Consider the following 17,722-nt stretch of genomic DNA (forward strand, 5'->3'; position numbering starts at 1 on the left):
TCGAGGAACCGGCTTTTTTATGTTTTACGCTTGTAATTTCATCAAGCGAGATTTTTTACGAGCTGCAGTGTTTTTGTGGATCAAGCCTTTAGAAGCTGCTTTTTCTACTTGTTGAATCGCCACTTTTACAGAATCGCTAGCGTTTTCTTCTTTATTAGTCAAAGCTGTGTCAGCTTTTTTAACAGAAGAACGCATTGCTGATTTTACATGTGAGTTTTGAGCATTTTTGCTTTCGTTTGTGCGCACACGTTTAATTGCAGATTTAATGTTCGGCATATCTTTCACCTCCTAGACAATATGAAAGAGCGAGAATCCTCCCGACACTTTAATGTCTCTATACAACATCAGTTATTTTATCAAATCAGCGACTAGAATGCAATAGTTACGTGCAAAGAAGTTTCCCTTGACAGTGAAATGAATTCGCGGGCTTTCATTGCTCAATGCTTGCTGTACTGCTATAATTCATAGTAGTTTATATAGGAGTGAAGAGAATGAATAATGAGGAAAGACTATCCCGGCAAAGTAAAATCCGCAATTTCTCGATTATTGCACATATTGACCACGGTAAATCTACGCTGGCGGACCGAATTTTAGAAAAAACAGAAGCACTGACTACCCGTGAAATGAAAGCACAATCTCTTGATTCTATGGATCTTGAACGAGAACGTGGGATTACGATTAAATTGAATGCTGTTCAGCTTAATTATAAAGCAAAAGATGGAGAAATTTATATTATGCATTTGATTGACACTCCAGGACATGTGGATTTTACTTATGAAGTATCACGCAGTCTAGCAGCTTGCGAAGGAGCAGTCCTTGTTGTCGATGCAGCACAAGGAATTGAAGCACAAACTTTAGCGAACGTTTATTTGGCGCTAGATAATGATTTGGAAATTCTACCGGTTATCAACAAAATTGACTTACCTGCTGCTGATCCAGAGCGCGTACGTCAAGAAATTGAAGAAGTAATTGGCTTGGATGCTTCTGAAGCAGTATTGGCTTCAGCAAAAGCAGGAATTGGAATTGAAGAAATTCTCGAACAAATCGTGGAGAAAGTCCCTGCACCGACGGGAAATCCCGATGCGCCATTACAAGCTTTGATTTTTGATTCTCTTTATGATCCTTATCGCGGCGTTGTAGCGTATATTCGGATTGTTCAAGGAACCGTAAAACCTGGAGACCGCATTAAGATGATGGCTTCTGGAAAAGAATTTGAAGTAATAGAAGCAGGCGTATTCACTCCTCATGCGACTCTTCGCGAGGAACTGACGGTTGGCGATGTTGGGTTTTTGACTGCTGCTATTAAAAACGTTGGCGATTCGACAGTTGGTGATACCATTACGCTTGCCAATAATCCAGCAACAACAGCATTACCTGGCTATCGCCGATTAAATCCAATGGTTTATTGTGGTCTGTATCCAATTGATACGTCAAAATATAATGACTTACGCGATGCACTAGAAAAATTGGAATTGAACGATGCCGCTCTGCAGTTTGAGCCTGAGTCTTCTCAAGCACTTGGTTTTGGTTATCGCTGTGGGTTCCTAGGTCTTTTGCATATGGAAATTATTCAAGAACGCATTGAGCGTGAGTTTAAGATTGATTTGATTACTACTGCGCCAAGTGTAATTTACGATGTTCATATGACAGACGGAGAAGTTTTGAAAATTGATAATCCTGCGATGATGCCGAATGCACAAAAAATTCAACTAGTTGAAGAACCTTATGTCAAAGCAACGGTCATGGTGCCCAATGATTATGTGGGTGCTGTTATGGAAATTTGTCAGCGAAAGCGTGGTAACTTCTTAACGATGGATTATGTTGACGACATTCGTGTCAGTATTATTTATGAATTGCCTCTTGCTGAAATTGTTTATGATTTTTTTGATCAGTTGAAATCGGGGACAAAAGGATACGCTTCTTTCGATTACGAATTGATCGGCTATAAAGAATCCAAGCTTGTTAAAATGGATATTCTTCTGAACTCCGAGCATGTGGATGCACTAAGCTTTATTGTTCACAGTGACTTCGCTTACGAACGTGGCAAAATTATCGTCGATAAGTTGAGAAATCTAATTCCTCGTCAGCAATTCGAGGTGCCAATTCAAGCGGCTATCGGTCAAAAAATCGTAGCTCGTCAAACGATCAGTGCAATTCGTAAAAACGTTCTTGCTAAATGTTACGGTGGAGACATTTCCCGCAAACGGAAACTTTTAGACAAGCAAAAAGAAGGTAAAAAACGCATGAAGCAAGTTGGATCTGTGGAAGTGCCACAAGAAGCATTTATGGCGATCCTCAAAATGGACGACCAATCCAAATAAAACGAAAAAAGGAGGCGAGAATTTTCAGCCTCCTTTTGTTATTAGAAAAGAGGAAATAAAATGGTAAAAGGATTATACATCCATATTCCATTCTGCCACCAAATTTGTTTTTACTGCGATTTCAATAAAGTTTATTTTAAGGATCAGCCAGTAGATGCTTACATTGATTCCGTAGGAAAAGAACTGGCTTTATGGAAACAACAAGGTGCTCTTAACACACCACTCGAGACGATTTTCTTAGGCGGTGGAACACCAACTTCACTGACACCTGCACAATTAGAGAAATTATTGTCTTATATTCACCAATACGTGCCAATGGCTGCAAACTTAGAATGGACTTCAGAAGCCAATCCTGACGAATTAACGAAGGATAAAATACAAGTACTATTCGACGGAGGCGTCAATCGATTGAGTATGGGTGTGCAGTCATTCGACGATGATTTGTTAAAACGCCTTGGCCGAACACATAGCAACTCAGATGTTAAACGAGCAGTCGATTCTGCTCGTCAAGTGGGTTTCAAAAACTTAAGTTTTGATTTGATGTACGGATTACCAGGACAAACCATGGAGCAATGGGATGATACACTCAAGCGAGCGTTTGCTTTTGACTTGCCACATTTTTCTGCGTATTCGTTAATCATTGAACCGAAAACAGTTTTCTATAACTTAATGACAAAAGGCAAGCTCAATACCATAACTGAAGATTTAGAAGCGGATATGTACGAAAAATTAATGAACGAAATGGATCAGCATGGATTAAAGCAATATGAAATTTCCAACTTTGCGCGTCCCGGTCATGAGTCACATCATAATTTATTGTATTGGAACAATGTGGAATATATTGGCGTTGGAGCGGGAGCCCATGGTTACGTCGATGGCGTTCGGTATTCCAATGCAGGACCATTAAAAAAATACATGTCTCCATTAGACTCGAATGAGCGACCAATACTAGATACACATATAGTTCCAATTCATGAAAAGATGGAAGAAGAAATGTTTTTAGGTCTGCGTAAAACCAATGGAGTTTCTTTGTCTCATTTTCAAACAAAATTCCAAAAACCAATTCAAGACGTTTACGGAGAAATTTTAAAAAAAGAAGTGGCCAAAGGAAATTTAGAAATTGCTAGTGATTTTGTAAGGTTGACTCGCAAAGGTCGATTTGTTGGCAATGAGGTTTTTGAACAATTTTTATTAGCTTAAAGCTCTTACGTTGACATTATCGATTTTATTTGTTAATTTTAATGTAGTATTAGCACTCGGGTACGTAGAGTGCTAACAGAGGTGATGATCATGTTAACAAAACGGCAACTGCTCATCTTAAAGGTGACAGTAGATGATTACATTCAATCAGCTCAGCCGGTAGGATCGAACCAACTCTCTAAAAAGCCTGAAATTCCTTTTAGCCCCGCAACGATTCGTAATGAAATGGCGGAGTTAGAAAGAATCGGCTTTTTGGAAAAAACGCATACGTCTTCTGGACGCATTCCTTCTCAAAAAGGATATCGTTATTATGTCGACTATTTGTTGACACCGCGACCGTTGCCGAAAGAAGACATTGTGCAATTGCGCTCGATTTTTGAAGAAAGATTGACAGAAACAGAAGAGGTCATTAAACGATCTGCGATGATGCTGTCAGAACTAACCAATTATACGTCCATTTTACTTGGGCCAGATGTGCGCAGACATATTGTTAAAAAGCTGTCGATTGTTCCTTTAACGTCTGATACTGCAGTCGCGATTATTGTCACGGATACCGGTCATGTAGAAAATCGAATCTTTCCAATTCCACTTGGGCTCGACCCATCGGATATTGAAAAAATGACGAATATCTTAAATGAACGTTTAGTCGGTGTATCGCTTAACAATTTACATCTTCGGTTAGAACAAGAAACATTAACGGTACTAAAACAACATCTTGAGCGTTATGGTGAGTTGTTTCACACGTTCAGGCAAGCTGTCTTGTTGCCACATGAAGACGAAAATGTTTATTATGCAGGCAAGTTGAACATTTTGAAACAACCTGATTTTCATGATCTTCAAAAAATCAGGAACTTGATGGATGTTATGGAAGAAGCAAAGCACATTCCAATGATACTGCCAGTAGGTAGTCAAGGTCTTCACATTCGCATTGGGTCAGAAAACATGCTGACAGCAATGGAAGACTGTAGTGTTATAACGGTTTCGTATGATGCAGGTGAAGAACAAACCGGTTCAATCGCCATAATCGGTCCGAAACGCATGGACTACAAGCGGATTGTTTCGATACTAGATTTATTAAGTGGAGATTTATCGAAAGAGTTGAACCGGATGTTTAAAGGAACGTGAACAAAGGAGGAACAAAATTGCCGAAAAAAAAGGAAACACTAAAAACAAAAGAACAGGCAATGCCTGAAGAAGTTGATGTTAAAGCAACTGAAACAGAAGAACAATCAGAGGCAGTAGCTACAGAAACACTTGATACAGAAGTTTCTACTGAAGAAGAGACTGAGCCAGTTGACGAATTACAAGAGCTTCGTGATCAACTTGAAGCTGAGCAAAATAAATATTTGCGCCTGTTAGCTGATTATGATAATTTCAAAAGGCGTACTCAAAAAGACAAAGAACTTGCCAATAAATTTAGAGCTCAGTCGTTACTAACAGATATTCTGCCAGTATTAGACAATTTCGAAAGAGCGCTCTCTGTTCCAACCAAAAGTGAAGAATCGGCATCCTTGTTAAAAGGAGTCGAAATGGTACAAAAATCACTCGTTGAAGCAGTTAAAAGCGAAGGCTTAGAAAAAATTGAAGCTTTAGGGCAACCATTTGACCCGAATTTCCATCAAGCGGTTATGCAAGAAAAAGACGACAACGCTGAAGCGGGAACAGTATTACAAGAATTACAAACAGGTTATCTTTTAAAAGACCGTGTTCTACGTCCAGCAATGGTAAAAGTAAACGAATAAAATTAATGGAGGAATTCAAAAATGAGCAAAATTATCGGTATTGACTTAGGAACAACAAACTCAGCAGTCGCAGTATTAGAAGGCGGCGAACCAAAAATTATTCCAAATCCAGAAGGTAACCGTACAACTCCTTCTGTTGTAGCTTTCAAAAACGGCGAGCGCCAAGTCGGCGAAGTAGCAAAACGCCAATCTATTACAAACCCAAACACTATTCAATCAGTTAAGCGGTTAATGGGTACACAAGAAAAAGTAACTGCAGAAGGCAAAGAATATACAGCTCAAGAAGTTTCTGCAATGATCTTACAATACCTTAAAGGGTATGCTGAAGAATATTTAGGCGAAAAAGTAACAAAAGCGGTTATTACGGTACCTGCTTACTTTAACGATGCAGAACGTCAAGCAACTAAAGACGCAGGGCGCATTGCTGGTCTTGAAGTAGAACGTATTATTAACGAGCCAACTGCAGCAGCATTAGCATATGGTCTTGATAAAACGGATACAGACGAAACAATCCTTGTCTATGACCTTGGTGGCGGTACGTTCGATGTATCTATCCTTGAACTTGGCGATGGGGTTTTCGAAGTAAAATCAACTGCCGGCGATAACCGCCTTGGTGGAGATGACTTTGACAAATTGATCATTGATTATTTGGTATCAGAATTTAAAAAAGAAAACGGTGTCGACTTATCGAAAGACAAAATGGCAACTCAGCGCTTAAAAGATGCTGCTGAGAAAGCGAAAAAAGATTTGTCTGGTGTGTCTTCAACTCAAATTTCACTGCCATTTATTACTGCTGGAGCAGAAGGCCCGCTTCATATGGAAATCACTATGAGCCGTGCGAAATTTGACGAGCTGACTTCTTCACTAGTTGAACGTACAATGGGACCTACTCGCCAAGCGTTGAAAGATGCTGGAATTGCAGCTTCAGAACTTGACCGTGTTATTTTAGTAGGTGGGTCTACTCGTATTCCAGCTGTACAAGAAGCAGTGAAAAAAGAAACTGGCAAAGATCCACATAAAGGCGTTAACCCAGATGAAGTTGTTGCAATGGGCGCGGCTGTACAAGGTGGCGTATTAACTGGAGATGTAAAAGATGTTGTGTTATTAGATGTAACGCCATTATCTCTTGGTATTGAAACTATGGGCGGCGTGTTCACAAAATTGATCGAGCGCAACACGACAATTCCAACTTCGAAATCTCAAACTTTCTCAACTGCTGCTGATAACCAGCCAGCTGTAGATATTCACGTATTGCAAGGTGAGCGTCCGATGGCAGCAGCCAACAAAACACTTGGTCGCTTCCAATTAGCAGATATTCCACCAGCACAACGTGGCGTTCCACAAATCGAAGTAAGTTTTGATATCGATAAAAATGGAATTGTAAGTGTTAAAGCAAAAGACCTTGGCACACAAAAAGAACAAACAATTACGATTCAATCGAATACGTCATTATCAGATGATGAAATCGAACGCATGATCAAAGAAGCTGAAGAAAATGCTGAAGCAGATGCGAAAGTGAAAGAAGAAGTAGAACTTCGCAATGAAGCGGACCAAGCTGTTTTCCAAACTGATAAAACAATCACTGATCTTGGTGAAGTTGTTACAGAAGAAGAGAAAAAACAAGCAGAAGATGCTCGCGATGAACTAAAAGCGGCATTAGAGTCTGACAACATTGAAGATGTTCGTGAGAAAAAAGATAAACTTCAAGAAATTTTACAAGGCCTTTCAATGAAAGCTTACGAGCAAGCAGCACAGCAAGCAGAGCAAGAAGGAAATACAACTTCAGGCAACGATGATGTAGTTGATGCTGATTTTGAAGAAGTAAACGACGATAATAAGTAAGTCAGTGAAAAGTCAAAGCAAAGCAACATGCTTTGGCTTTTTCATTGCTTTGCAACAGAGATTTAAACCGTGTACAATTACTAATGATTGCTAAGGGAGAGTGACTTATGAACAAGCGAGATTATTATGAAGTACTGGGCGTAACCAAGTCTGCTTCCAAAGAAGAGATCAAAAAAGCCTATCGAACTTTATCAAAGAAATTTCATCCGGATATCAATAAAGATGATAATGCTTCTGAAAAATTTCAAGAAGTAAAAGATGCCTATGAAGTATTGAGTGACGACCAAAAACGTGCACAATACGATCAATTTGGACATCAAGATCCGAACCAAGGATTTGGTGGCGGCGGAGCAGATGGATTTGGTTTCGACGACATCTTCAGCACGTTCTTTGGTGGTGGCGGAAGACGTCGCGACCCGAATGCACCACGAAAAGGTGACGATTTGCAGTATTCCATGACGATTGACTTTATGGATGCTGTATTCGGGAAAGAAACCGAAATTGAAATTCCAAAAGACGAAACGTGTGAAACGTGTGATGGATCAGGTGCTAAGCCTGGAACAAAGAAAAAAACATGTCCATATTGTGAAGGTTCTGGTCAACTTAATGTCACACAAGACACACCTTTTGGCCGTATGGTCAATCGCCGTGCATGTCATCATTGTGAAGGGTCAGGACAAATTATCGAAGAAAAGTGCCCTACTTGTCGCGGACAAGGAAAAGTCCGTAAAGTAAACAAAATCAAAGTGACAATTCCAGCTGGCGTCGATGACGGTCAGCAATTGCGTGTTACCGGTCAAGGTGGACCCGGAATCAACGGAGGGCCTGCAGGAGATTTATATGTTGTTTTCCGTGTGAAATCACATAAAGATTTTCAACGTGAAGGCGATGATATTTACTTAGACATGTCAATTACTTATCCGCAAGCAGCCTTAGGTGATGAAATTGAAGTGCCAACAACTTCTGGTAAAGTGAAATTGAAAATTCCCGCCGGTACTCAAAGTGGAGCTCGTTTCCGTTTGAAAGGAAAAGGAGTCAAAAATGTTCATGGCTACGGAACAGGTGATCAGCATGTAATCATTCGAGTGAAAACACAAACAAAACTTAGTGAGAAACAAAAACAATTATTACGTGAATTTGCTGAAATTAGTGGCGATATTCCAGAAGAGCACAGCAGTTCACTTTTTGAAAAAATCAAACGTACAATTAAAGGGGACTAAACCAACTGAAAATGACAGAGGCTTCCTTCTTCATGGGTGGCTAAAGTAATTCGATTTTACACAAGTAAGACTCTTGCAAAAGCAAGAGTCTTACTGACTGTAGAAGTGAAAAAGGAGCTGGGCAAAATTGAAATGGTCAGAACTGTCGATTCATACAACAAATGAAGCAATTGAAGCAGTTTCCAACATTATGCATGAAGCGGGAGCAAGTGGTGTGGTCATTGAAGATTCAGAGGACTTGATAAAAGAACGGGAAGATCGTTTTGGTGAAATTTATTCATTAGATCCAAGTGACTTTCCTGCGGATGGTGTCATTTTAAAAGCTTACCTTCCTGTAAATAGCTTTTTAGGAGAAACGATTGAAGCAATTAAAGTATCAATCAATAATTTAGTCGCGTTTGACATTGATTTAGGAAAAAATAAAGTGTCAATCAATGAAGTGGATGAAGAAGATTGGGCCACTTCGTGGAAAAAATACTATCATCCTGTGAAAATCTCACAGCGTTTTACCATTGTTCCAACGTGGGAAACGTATCATCCGGTTTCGAGTGACGAGTTAATCATTGAATTAGACCCTGGAATGGCGTTTGGTACGGGAACTCATCCGACGACAGTAATGAGTCTTCAGGCTTTAGAGAAAATGGTCAAACCGCAAGACCGTGTTATTGATATTGGTACTGGATCAGGTGTATTAGCAATTGGAGCAGCTTTGTTGTCTGCGAAAAAAGTGTATGCCTTAGATTTAGATGAAGTGGCTGTCGAATCTGCCAAAAGTAATATCGAATTAAACAAGGTTCAAGATATTGTCACTGTGGAAGAAGGCAATTTAACTGATAAAGTGAGCGAAGCTGGAGATGTAGTGGTTGCAAATATCCTCGCAGAAGTCATTGTATCATTTACAGACGATGCCTTTAAAATCGTCAAACCAGGTGGCTGGTACATTACGTCAGGTATTATTGAGTCGAAGAAAAACGATGTTAAAGCAGCTTTAGAAGCATCTGGCTTTATCATTGAAGACGTTATGATGATGGAAGACTGGGTCACCATCATTTCAAAAAAACCTGAATAACGAGGTGTCACAATGCAACGATATTTTATAGCAGGTAAAATGCCTGAGGACCGAAGAGTGACAATAACTGGCGATGATGCAAAGCACATCGCTAAAGTGATGCGTCAAACTGTGGGTGACGAGTTAATTGCAGTTATAGACAATAAAGCTTACAAAGCGGAGATTTTAATGGCGGACGTTGATATTAAAATCAAAGTGGGCGACAAAGTAGAAGCTACAGTTGAACTACCGAAAAAAATCACGATCGCATGTGGGTTGCCAAAAGGTGATAAATTGGATTTAATTACGCAAAAATCAACAGAACTAGGCATGCACGCATTGCTGCCTTTTTCCGCTGAGCGTTCAATTGTAAAATGGGACCATGCTAAAGGTGAGAAAAAGATGGCGCGGCTTCAAAAAATAGCGAAAGAGGCTGCTGAGCAATCCCATCGTACACATGTTCCAGAAATTCTCCCATTACATAACTTTAAACAATTGCTAATAAGTGCTAAATGCTATGATGTGGTTATTGTAGCTTATGAAGAAGAAGCACGACAAGAAGACAGAAAGCGGTTTGCTGAAATTTTAAAATCACTGTATGATAAAGATTCGGTGCTTATTGTTTTTGGCCCGGAAGGTGGAATTTCTGAATCTGAAGTAACAGATCTAAAAAAATCTGGAGCTCTTTTCACATCGCTTGGTCCAAGGATTTTACGAACAGAAACGGCACCTTTGTATGCACTGGCTGCCATTTCGTATGAGTTCGAATAAGTGAAAATGTTATTTTGAGATAAGGAATTGCATCTGCAAAAAACAACTTTTAAATGAAATGGAGATTTTAATTATGACGAACATAGCAACAACTATTGACCACACGCTATTAAAACCTGAATCAACAGAAAGTCAAGTTGTTCAACTTTGTAAAGAAGCAGCCGAATACAAATTTGCTTCTGTTTGCATAAATCCTACTTGGGTTGAAACGGCTGTAGCACAATTAGCAAACAGCGAAGTAAAAGTTTGCACAGTAATTGGATTCCCATTAGGCGCATCAACTTTAGAAACAAAAGCATTTGAAACGACAGATGCAATTTCAAAAGGTGCTAGTGAAATTGATATGGTAATCAACATTAGCGCATTAAAAAGTGGTAACACAGCGCTTGTTAAGAAAGACATTGAAGCAGTTGTCAATGCGGCAAAAGGCAAAGCAATCGTCAAAGTAATTTTAGAAACGTGCTTGCTGACAAACGAAGAAAAAGAAACGGCTTCACGTTTATCAAAAGAAGCTGGAGCTGATTTTGTTAAAACTTCTACTGGATTTTCAACTGGCGGAGCTACTATTGAAGATGTAAAACTAATGCGCAAAACTGTTGGTGACGAGTTAGGTGTCAAAGCTTCAGGGGGCATTCGTAGTTTAGAAGACGTAGAAGCAATGATCGAAGCAGGAGCTACTCGTATTGGTGCAAGCTCTGGCGTCAAAATTATGCAAGGTCTATCTTCGGATTCTGATTATTAACTATTGACCTTTCAATGATAATACGATATAATTTTTGAGTATATAACACTTGTTGTTCTTCGCTTCAACGTGTGTTCGGAGGGAGGGAAAAAGAGATGTCAAAAACTACAGTTCGTAAAAACGAATCGATTGAAGATGCTCTTCGCCGCTTCAAACGCACTGTTTCTAAATCTGGAACAATGCAAGAGGTAAGAAAGCGCGAGTACTATGATAAGCCGAGCGTGAAACGTAAACTAAAATCAGAAGCTGCGCGTAAACGTAAATTTTAATTGACTTTAAGCAGTATAATGACTTTTAAAAAATATGAACGACCAGCCTGAACCACTAACATGATCTTTGTGTTAGTGGTTTTTGATTTGCTATCTTTGTAAGCGCATTCTGTCGTTATTACAGCACACTTGCTTTATACTAGAAAGACATACATTGAAACTTATTTCCATTTCATCCGTATATAGATAACTAGTGAATTTACTATGTGAAAGGAGAGATCCTGTTGAGCAAAGTCAAAGTCTGTTTAGGTTTTGTACTGTTGCTGTTATCCTTTTTGCTCATGCTTCCGGCAATCCAAGCAGATACTTCGACAGTGTATGTGATTCCTATCGAAGATGAAGTTGAAAGAGGATTGCAATCTTTTATTGAACGAGGAATTCAAGAAGCAGAAGACGCATCCGCCGAAGCCATTATATTTGAAATCGATACACCAGGTGGATTTGTCAACGCAGCAGATGGTATTGCACGTCTATTGGATAAAACATCAGTGACAACGATAGCCTTTATCAATCAAGATGCTTTGTCTGCTGGTGCATTTCTCGCATTGCACAACAGCGAAATTTATATGCATCCAAATGGACGCATTGGAGCAGCACAAGTAATAAACCAATCCGGAAACGCAGCAGCTGACAAAGCCAATAGCGCATGGCTATCTTCTATGAAAAGTGCTGCTCAAACAGCCAAACGTAATCCTCAATATGCTTTAGCGATGGCGGATACTTCAATAGATCTGCCAGAAGTAGGAGCTGCCAAAGGGAAATTATTAACTTTAAATGCTGAAGAAGCTAAAAAGGTCGGTTACTCTGAAGGAACAGTTTCTTCTTTGGATGAGCTTCTTGTGTTAAAGGGCTATGAAGACGCGACCATTGTGACTGTCGACGAGACATTTTCAGAAAGTTTGGCTCGATTTTTAACCAATCCGATAGTTGTGCCAATTCTTCTGTCAATCGCAGCTTTGGGGTTGCTGCTTGAGTTGTTTACACCAGGAGTTGGTGTTCCGGGATTTATCGGACTTTCATTTTTGCTGCTGTTTTTTTACGGTCATTTAGTGGCGGGTCTAGCGGGATACGAATCTATTATTTTGCTAGTCATCGGATTCGCATTGTTGATGGCGGAATTTGTTATACCGGGTGGTGTAGTAGGGCTCTTGGGCGTTGCAGCGATTCTCGGTAGTGTTTTATTGGCGGGAGGAGACTTGAAAACCACCGCCATAGCAGTGCTTATTGCAATGATAGTAGCAACAGTAGGGATGGTGATTGTAGTGAAATTCTTTGGCAAGCGACTTGATTTATTTAAACGAATTATTTTGACAGATTCCACTGATACAAAAAGTGGGTATGTTTCAACTACCAATCGTCCGGAACTTGTCGGCAAAATTGCTCAGACAGTCACGGCGCTTCGCCCATCGGGTACCATTAAGTTAGAAGATGAGCGAATCGACGCTGTTTCTGAAGGAAGGTTTATCGACAATGGGAAAGATGTTAAGATAATCAAGGTAGAAGGTTCGCGTATTGTAGTTCGCGAGCTTGAAAAACAAGAGGAGGAATAGAAGAATGGGAATCGAAACACTTGGTTTAGGTGCAGCGATAATTGGGATTATCGTTCTGTTAGCAATTTTCTTCACATTCGTGCCCATTACGCTTTGGGTATCGGCGATAGCAGCAGGAGTTAAAATTAGTATTTTCACACTAATTGGAATGAGATTACGTCGTGTTATCCCATCGCGTATTGTGAATCCATTGATCAAAGCATCAAAAGCAGGTTTAACAGTAACAATCAATCAACTAGAAAGTCATTATTTAGCTGGTGGTAACGTTGACCGTGTCGTTAATGCGTTGATTGCGGCACATCGTGCAAATATCGAATTGCCGTTTGAACGTGCAGCAGCGATTGACCTTGCGGGTCGTGACGTATTAGAAGCAGTTCAAATGTCGGTTAATCCGAAAGTTATTGAAACACCATTTATTGCAGGTGTGGCGATGGACGGAATCGAAGTTAAAGCAAAAGCTCGAATCACGGTTCGTGCAAATATTGACCGTTTAGTCGGGGGTGCAGGAGAAGAAACAATCGTTGCCCGTGTAGGTGAAGGGATTGTCTCTACTTTAGGTTCGAGCACTAGTCATAAAAAAGTTCTAGAAAATCCGGACTTGATTTCTCAAACCGTTTTATCTAAAGGCCTAGATTCTGGAACAGCGTTTGAAATTCTGTCGATTGATATTGCAGACGTTGATATTGGTAAAAACATTGGCGCAGAGTTGCAGACAGAGCAAGCAGAAGCAGACAAGAAAATTGCTCAAGCGAAAGCAGAAGAGCGTCGTGCAATGGCTGTAGCAAGTGAACAAGAAATGAAAGCCAAAGTTGTTGAAATGAGAGCGAAAGTTGTTGAAGCGGAAGCAGCTGTTCCTTTAGCAATGTCTGAAGCACTTCGCAGCGGAAACATTGGCGTTATGGATTACGTGAATTATAAAAACGTTCAGGCGGATACGGGTATGCGCGAGTCCATCTCAAAATCAAGTACAGAAAAATCCAACGATAACTAATGAGCGTTGACCATAAGGGAGGTTTGTCGTATGGAGGCTCTCATATTTGGACTTGTTATCATGGCGGTAGGTGCTTTTTTCAATAAAGAAAAGAAAAAGACGACTAATGATGACAATCTTCCTGCAAAACCAGTCTCGGCAAATACATCAACTTCTAGAGATGGGCGATCGGGACAATACACGTTTAAACGAGTAGAGGACTATGCACGTGAAATTTATGGTGAACTGCAAACTCAAAAAACTCAAGGATCAGGACGTGTAGAACAAGTAAAACAAAAAGCCGAAGAAGTAATAGAACGTGCACCTCTACGTGAAGCAAGAGAAGAAGTGGCGCGTCGAGTATCGACAAGAGAATCGCGACATGAAATTCAAGATGAAATTCAAGACCGCTTTTCGTCGAGCAAACCAAGATCGATTCGAAATCAACCAGTTGTTCAAAATATGGAAGAAAGTTCAGATGAATTGTTGCCACTAGAGACTGAAGACATTCGAAGAGGAATCATCATGGCGGAAATTCTATTGCCTCCAAAGTCAAAACGATAAAAAATCAGTCAGTTTAAACTGACTGATTTTTTGTATTGATATTTTTATTATGTAAACTAATACCGATTTTCTTAAAGCTGTAAAAATTTTGAGCAGCGTTGTAAGCAGAAATCGTAATGACCTACCACAGTGTGGACTTGTAGCAGGCAAATATTTTACAAGTGAATCTCTTTAATGATAAAGTGAAATTAGTAGCAAATACTCGATCCTAAGGAGCGTCCACATGACAGAAAATAACCTGCTAGAATTACATGTGAAAGACCCCAATGAAGCGGTTCAGCTACTTGGGATCTCAGATAATCATTTAACATTAATTGAAGAAGCTTTTGATATTCAAATTATTACTCGTGGTGATGTCATCAAATTATCTGGCTTTGAAGAAGGCAAGCAGATGGGGAAACTATTAATAGAACAATTACTGCAAGTAATCCGCAAAAAAATCAATATCGATCAACGGGATATTATTTCGGCTATTGAAATGGCCAAAAATGGTACCATTGAATACTTTGCTGAACTATATGATGAAGAAGTTTCACGGACCGCGAACGGCAAATCTATCCGTGCAAAAACAATTGGTCAGCGCTACTACATTCAAGCGATGCGTAGTAAAGATTTGATTTTCGGAATTGGTCCTGCTGGAACCGGAAAAACCTACCTTGCTGTCGTTATGGCAGTTCAAGCACTTAAAAATGGCCAAGTAAAGAAAATTATTTTGACACGTCCTGCAGTAGAAGCGGGCGAAAGCCTTGGGTTTCTACCAGGAGACTTAAAAGAAAAAGTAGATCCTTACTTGCGTCCTTTATATGACTCTCTACACGATGTGTTAGGACTTGAACAGACCAATCGCTTTATAGAACGCGGCACGATTGAAATCGCACCTCTCGCTTACATGAGAGGTCGCACATTAGATGAAGCATTTGTTATACTTGATGAAGCACAAAACACGACTAAAGCACAAATGAAAATGTTTTTAACACGTCTTGGGTTTGGTTCAAAAATGATTATTACCGGAGACAAAACTCAAATCGATTTGCCTCGTGGTGCGGAATCTGGATTAATCGCAGCAGAATCTATTTTGAAAGATGTTCGCAATATTCATTTTCAATATCTTGAAAGTGGAGACGTTGTGCGTCACCCATTAGTGGCTAAAATTATTGAAGCTTACGAAAATCAACCAACGTAAACAATTTATAAAAGGTGCAAGGATAACTTCCTTGTACCTTTTTTCTATACCATTAGAAATTTGCTGAAAATTTTTCAATTATCCTAATAAATCTGGAGAAAATTTCTAAATAAAAGAAATACACGGTGAAATCTATTTCTTTAGTTGTTATGATAGGGATAGAAATGTGGGGTGTAGACATGCGTCAAAAAGCGCAAACTCTTTTTGAGAAACTAGGGTATCGAAAAATTATGGTAGCTGGCATTTTGTTGACTGGTATTATTTTATACGCGTTTCTAGCGGACTCAGTCCAAAGTGATACATATGATATACAATTATTTCAATTATCAACTGATACTATTCGTTCTGAAAAAACAGTAGAAGATCCAGTTAAAACCGAGCAAGAAAAACAACGACTCGCGGAAGAAGTCACACCTAGTTATCAATTTATGGAGGAGTTTGTAGATAATCAAGCAGCTTTAGTAGCATCGCTTTTTGGTTACATTTCAGAAGTTAAAGCGATACCTGAAAAAGCACAAGCCCCACTTACTGAAAAAGAAATGATCGAGCAACTGCGAGAAGATTTGCGTTTGCTTGAGACAAGTGAAAATGGATTGCGTTTAACAGACGATATGCTGAAGTCTCTACTAGCTCTTTCTGACGAGCGCCTTTTGAATGTAGAAGAACAGTTAAATAAAACCATTCAATCTTATTTAACTAAACCGATTCGCACCGAAGAAGTAGCGAGAATACGGACAGAAATTGAACAAGAAATTCGGCGTAATGAACAAATACCCAACGATATTATTCAAGCGGCTGTAACGATCGGTCGTTTTGGTATTATTGCAACAGAACTGGTCAATGAAGAATTAACTGCCAACCAACTAGAACAAGTGCGCGATAGTGTCGAACCCACGCGTATCTTGCAAGGACAAGTACTTGTTCAAGAAGGTCAGTTGATTGACCGAGAAGTGTACCGACAATTAGAATTAGCAGGAATGACAGAAGACCAGCTTAGTTACCAACCGTTACTTGGCTTGTTCGTATTTGTGCTAATTGCAATAGGACTGTTATTGGTAGTGATTACTCGATCACATAAAGACGATAAACATAAAGTAATAGAACTACTGGTCGTATTAGTAACGGTCAGTATTTCACTCGTCTTGATGAAATTGATTGCTGAAGTTAGTGAGAATTTTGATATGGTTATCTCTTTTATTTTTCCCACAGCTTTAACTGGAATAATCGTTCGTTTGTTAGTCAACGAACGCGCAGCTGTTTTTGTGACAATTTTAGTCAGTGCAGCAGCAGGTATGATGTTACCAAGTGGTTATTCGTCATCGTTACAAGTTGATGTTGCTTTTTACATTTTGTTTGGTGGATTAACGGCAATTTACTTGATCGAACAAGATGGAAGTCGTGGGCGTCTGTTGCAAATTAGTTTAGCTGTAGCTGGAGCGAACACATTATTTATCGCTTTTTATCTATTGCTTGGACAAACACAGTATAATTGGACGGAAATTGGATTTTACTTTACAGCAGCTATTGTATCAGGGCTTTTATCAGGAGCACTGGCAATTGGTTTCTTGCCATTTTTTGAGTCAGCATTTGGTATGTTGTCGACTATGCGCTTGATTGAGTTATCTAATCCGAACCATCCTTTACTTAAGAAAATACTTACGGAGACACCTGGTACGTATCATCATAGTTTGATGGTTGCCAATCTAGCTGATGCTTCGTGTGAAGCGATTGGAGCAAATGGACTTTTGGCAAGAGTCGGATGTTATTATCACGATATTGGCAAAACTAAGTATCCACAATACTTCATCGAAAACCAAGTGAATATTGACAATCCACACGATCGCTTGCCACCAGAAAAAAGTCGAGATATTATTTTAGCGCATGGTATAGATGGTGCCCGGCTGTTGAAAAAGCACAAAATGCCAAAAGAAATTATTGATGTCGCCGCACAACATCATGGCACCAGCTTATTGAAGTTCTTTTATTATAAAGCAAAAGAACTCGATCCAACTCTCGTTGAGGATTCTTATCGTTACCAAGGTCCAAAGCCGCAAACAAAAGAAATTGCGATTATTTGTATAGCAGACAGTTTAGAGGCAGCTGTACGTTCGATGAAAAAACCAACATCAGAAAAGATAAAAAAATTGGTCGATTCGATTGTAGAGGATAAACTAAAAGATGGACAATTTGAAGAATGTGACTTATCGCTAAAAGAACTAAAGACCGTCAAAGACATTATGTGTGAAACGTTGAATGGTATTTTCCATTCTCGTATTGAATACCCAAAAGAGCCACAATGA

16 protein-coding genes are annotated in these 17,722 nt (G+C 39.5%); 15 read left to right on the top strand and 1 reads right to left on the bottom strand.

Going from position 1 to position 17,722, the window contains the following annotated elements:
* Window positions 1–24 precede the first annotated feature (24 nt).
* A complete protein-coding gene (gene rpsT, locus I858_RS07265; RefSeq protein WP_065524163.1) occupies window positions 25–276 on the bottom strand; it encodes a 30S ribosomal protein S20 in 252 nt (83 codons plus the stop codon).
* Between the two features lie 215 nt (window positions 277–491).
* Between rpsT and lepA the strand changes: the two genes are divergently transcribed.
* The 15 genes from lepA (at window position 492) to I858_RS07340 (ending at window position 17,722) form a co-directional block, all read left to right on the top strand.
* Complete coding sequence (gene lepA / locus I858_RS07270) at window positions 492–2,321, top strand: translation elongation factor 4 (RefSeq protein WP_065524162.1); 1,830 nt, start codon at window positions 492–494, stop codon at window positions 2,319–2,321.
* Window positions 2,322–2,381: 60 nt separating this feature from the next.
* Window positions 2,382–3,521 carry a radical SAM family heme chaperone HemW gene (gene hemW, locus I858_RS07275; protein WP_065524161.1) on the top strand — a complete coding sequence of 380 codons (1,140 nt, stop codon included), beginning with the start codon at window positions 2,382–2,384 and terminating at the stop codon, window positions 3,519–3,521.
* Between the two features lie 90 nt (window positions 3,522–3,611).
* A complete protein-coding gene (gene hrcA, locus I858_RS07280) occupies window positions 3,612–4,646 on the top strand; it encodes a heat-inducible transcriptional repressor HrcA (RefSeq protein WP_065524160.1) in 1,035 nt (344 codons plus the stop codon).
* A gap of 17 nt (window positions 4,647–4,663) precedes the next feature.
* Window positions 4,664–5,263: a nucleotide exchange factor GrpE gene (gene grpE / locus I858_RS07285; protein ID WP_065524159.1), complete on the top strand. Its 600-nt coding sequence runs from the start codon at window positions 4,664–4,666 to the stop codon at window positions 5,261–5,263.
* Between the two features lie 21 nt (window positions 5,264–5,284).
* Window positions 5,285–7,105 carry a molecular chaperone DnaK gene (gene dnaK / locus I858_RS07290; protein WP_065524158.1) on the top strand — a complete coding sequence of 607 codons (1,821 nt, stop codon included), beginning with the start codon at window positions 5,285–5,287 and terminating at the stop codon, window positions 7,103–7,105.
* A 107-nt stretch (window positions 7,106–7,212) separates the two neighbouring features.
* Window positions 7,213–8,325 carry a molecular chaperone DnaJ gene (gene dnaJ, locus I858_RS07295; RefSeq protein WP_065524157.1) on the top strand — a complete coding sequence of 371 codons (1,113 nt, stop codon included), beginning with the start codon at window positions 7,213–7,215 and terminating at the stop codon, window positions 8,323–8,325.
* A 127-nt stretch (window positions 8,326–8,452) separates the two neighbouring features.
* Complete coding sequence (gene prmA / locus I858_RS07300) at window positions 8,453–9,394, top strand: 50S ribosomal protein L11 methyltransferase (protein WP_065524156.1); 942 nt, start codon at window positions 8,453–8,455, stop codon at window positions 9,392–9,394.
* Window positions 9,395–9,406: 12 nt separating this feature from the next.
* Entirely contained in the window at window positions 9,407–10,144 is a 738-nt protein-coding gene (locus tag I858_RS07305; protein WP_065524155.1) for a 16S rRNA (uracil(1498)-N(3))-methyltransferase, read from the top strand.
* A gap of 73 nt (window positions 10,145–10,217) precedes the next feature.
* Complete coding sequence (gene deoC, locus I858_RS07310) at window positions 10,218–10,886, top strand: deoxyribose-phosphate aldolase (protein WP_065524154.1); 669 nt, start codon at window positions 10,218–10,220, stop codon at window positions 10,884–10,886.
* Window positions 10,887–10,981: 95 nt separating this feature from the next.
* Entirely contained in the window at window positions 10,982–11,155 is a 174-nt protein-coding gene (gene rpsU / locus I858_RS07315; RefSeq protein ID WP_006828698.1) for a 30S ribosomal protein S21, read from the top strand.
* Window positions 11,156–11,379: 224 nt separating this feature from the next.
* Window positions 11,380–12,705, top strand: coding sequence for an NfeD family protein (locus tag I858_RS07320; RefSeq protein WP_065524153.1), 1,326 nt, complete (start codon window positions 11,380–11,382; stop codon window positions 12,703–12,705).
* 4 nt (window positions 12,706–12,709) lie between these two features.
* A complete protein-coding gene (gene floA, locus I858_RS07325; protein ID WP_065524152.1) occupies window positions 12,710–13,696 on the top strand; it encodes a flotillin-like protein FloA in 987 nt (328 codons plus the stop codon).
* 30 nt (window positions 13,697–13,726) lie between these two features.
* Complete coding sequence (locus tag I858_RS07330; protein ID WP_065524151.1) at window positions 13,727–14,239, top strand: hypothetical protein; 513 nt, start codon at window positions 13,727–13,729, stop codon at window positions 14,237–14,239.
* 223 nt (window positions 14,240–14,462) lie between these two features.
* A complete protein-coding gene (locus tag I858_RS07335; RefSeq protein WP_065524150.1) occupies window positions 14,463–15,422 on the top strand; it encodes a PhoH family protein in 960 nt (319 codons plus the stop codon).
* Between the two features lie 179 nt (window positions 15,423–15,601).
* Complete coding sequence (locus I858_RS07340; protein WP_065524149.1) at window positions 15,602–17,722, top strand: HD family phosphohydrolase; 2,121 nt, start codon at window positions 15,602–15,604, stop codon at window positions 17,720–17,722.

Source organism: Planococcus versutus, from assembly GCF_001186155.3.
GTDB classification, from domain to species: domain Bacteria; phylum Bacillota; class Bacilli; order Bacillales_A; family Planococcaceae; genus Planococcus; species Planococcus versutus.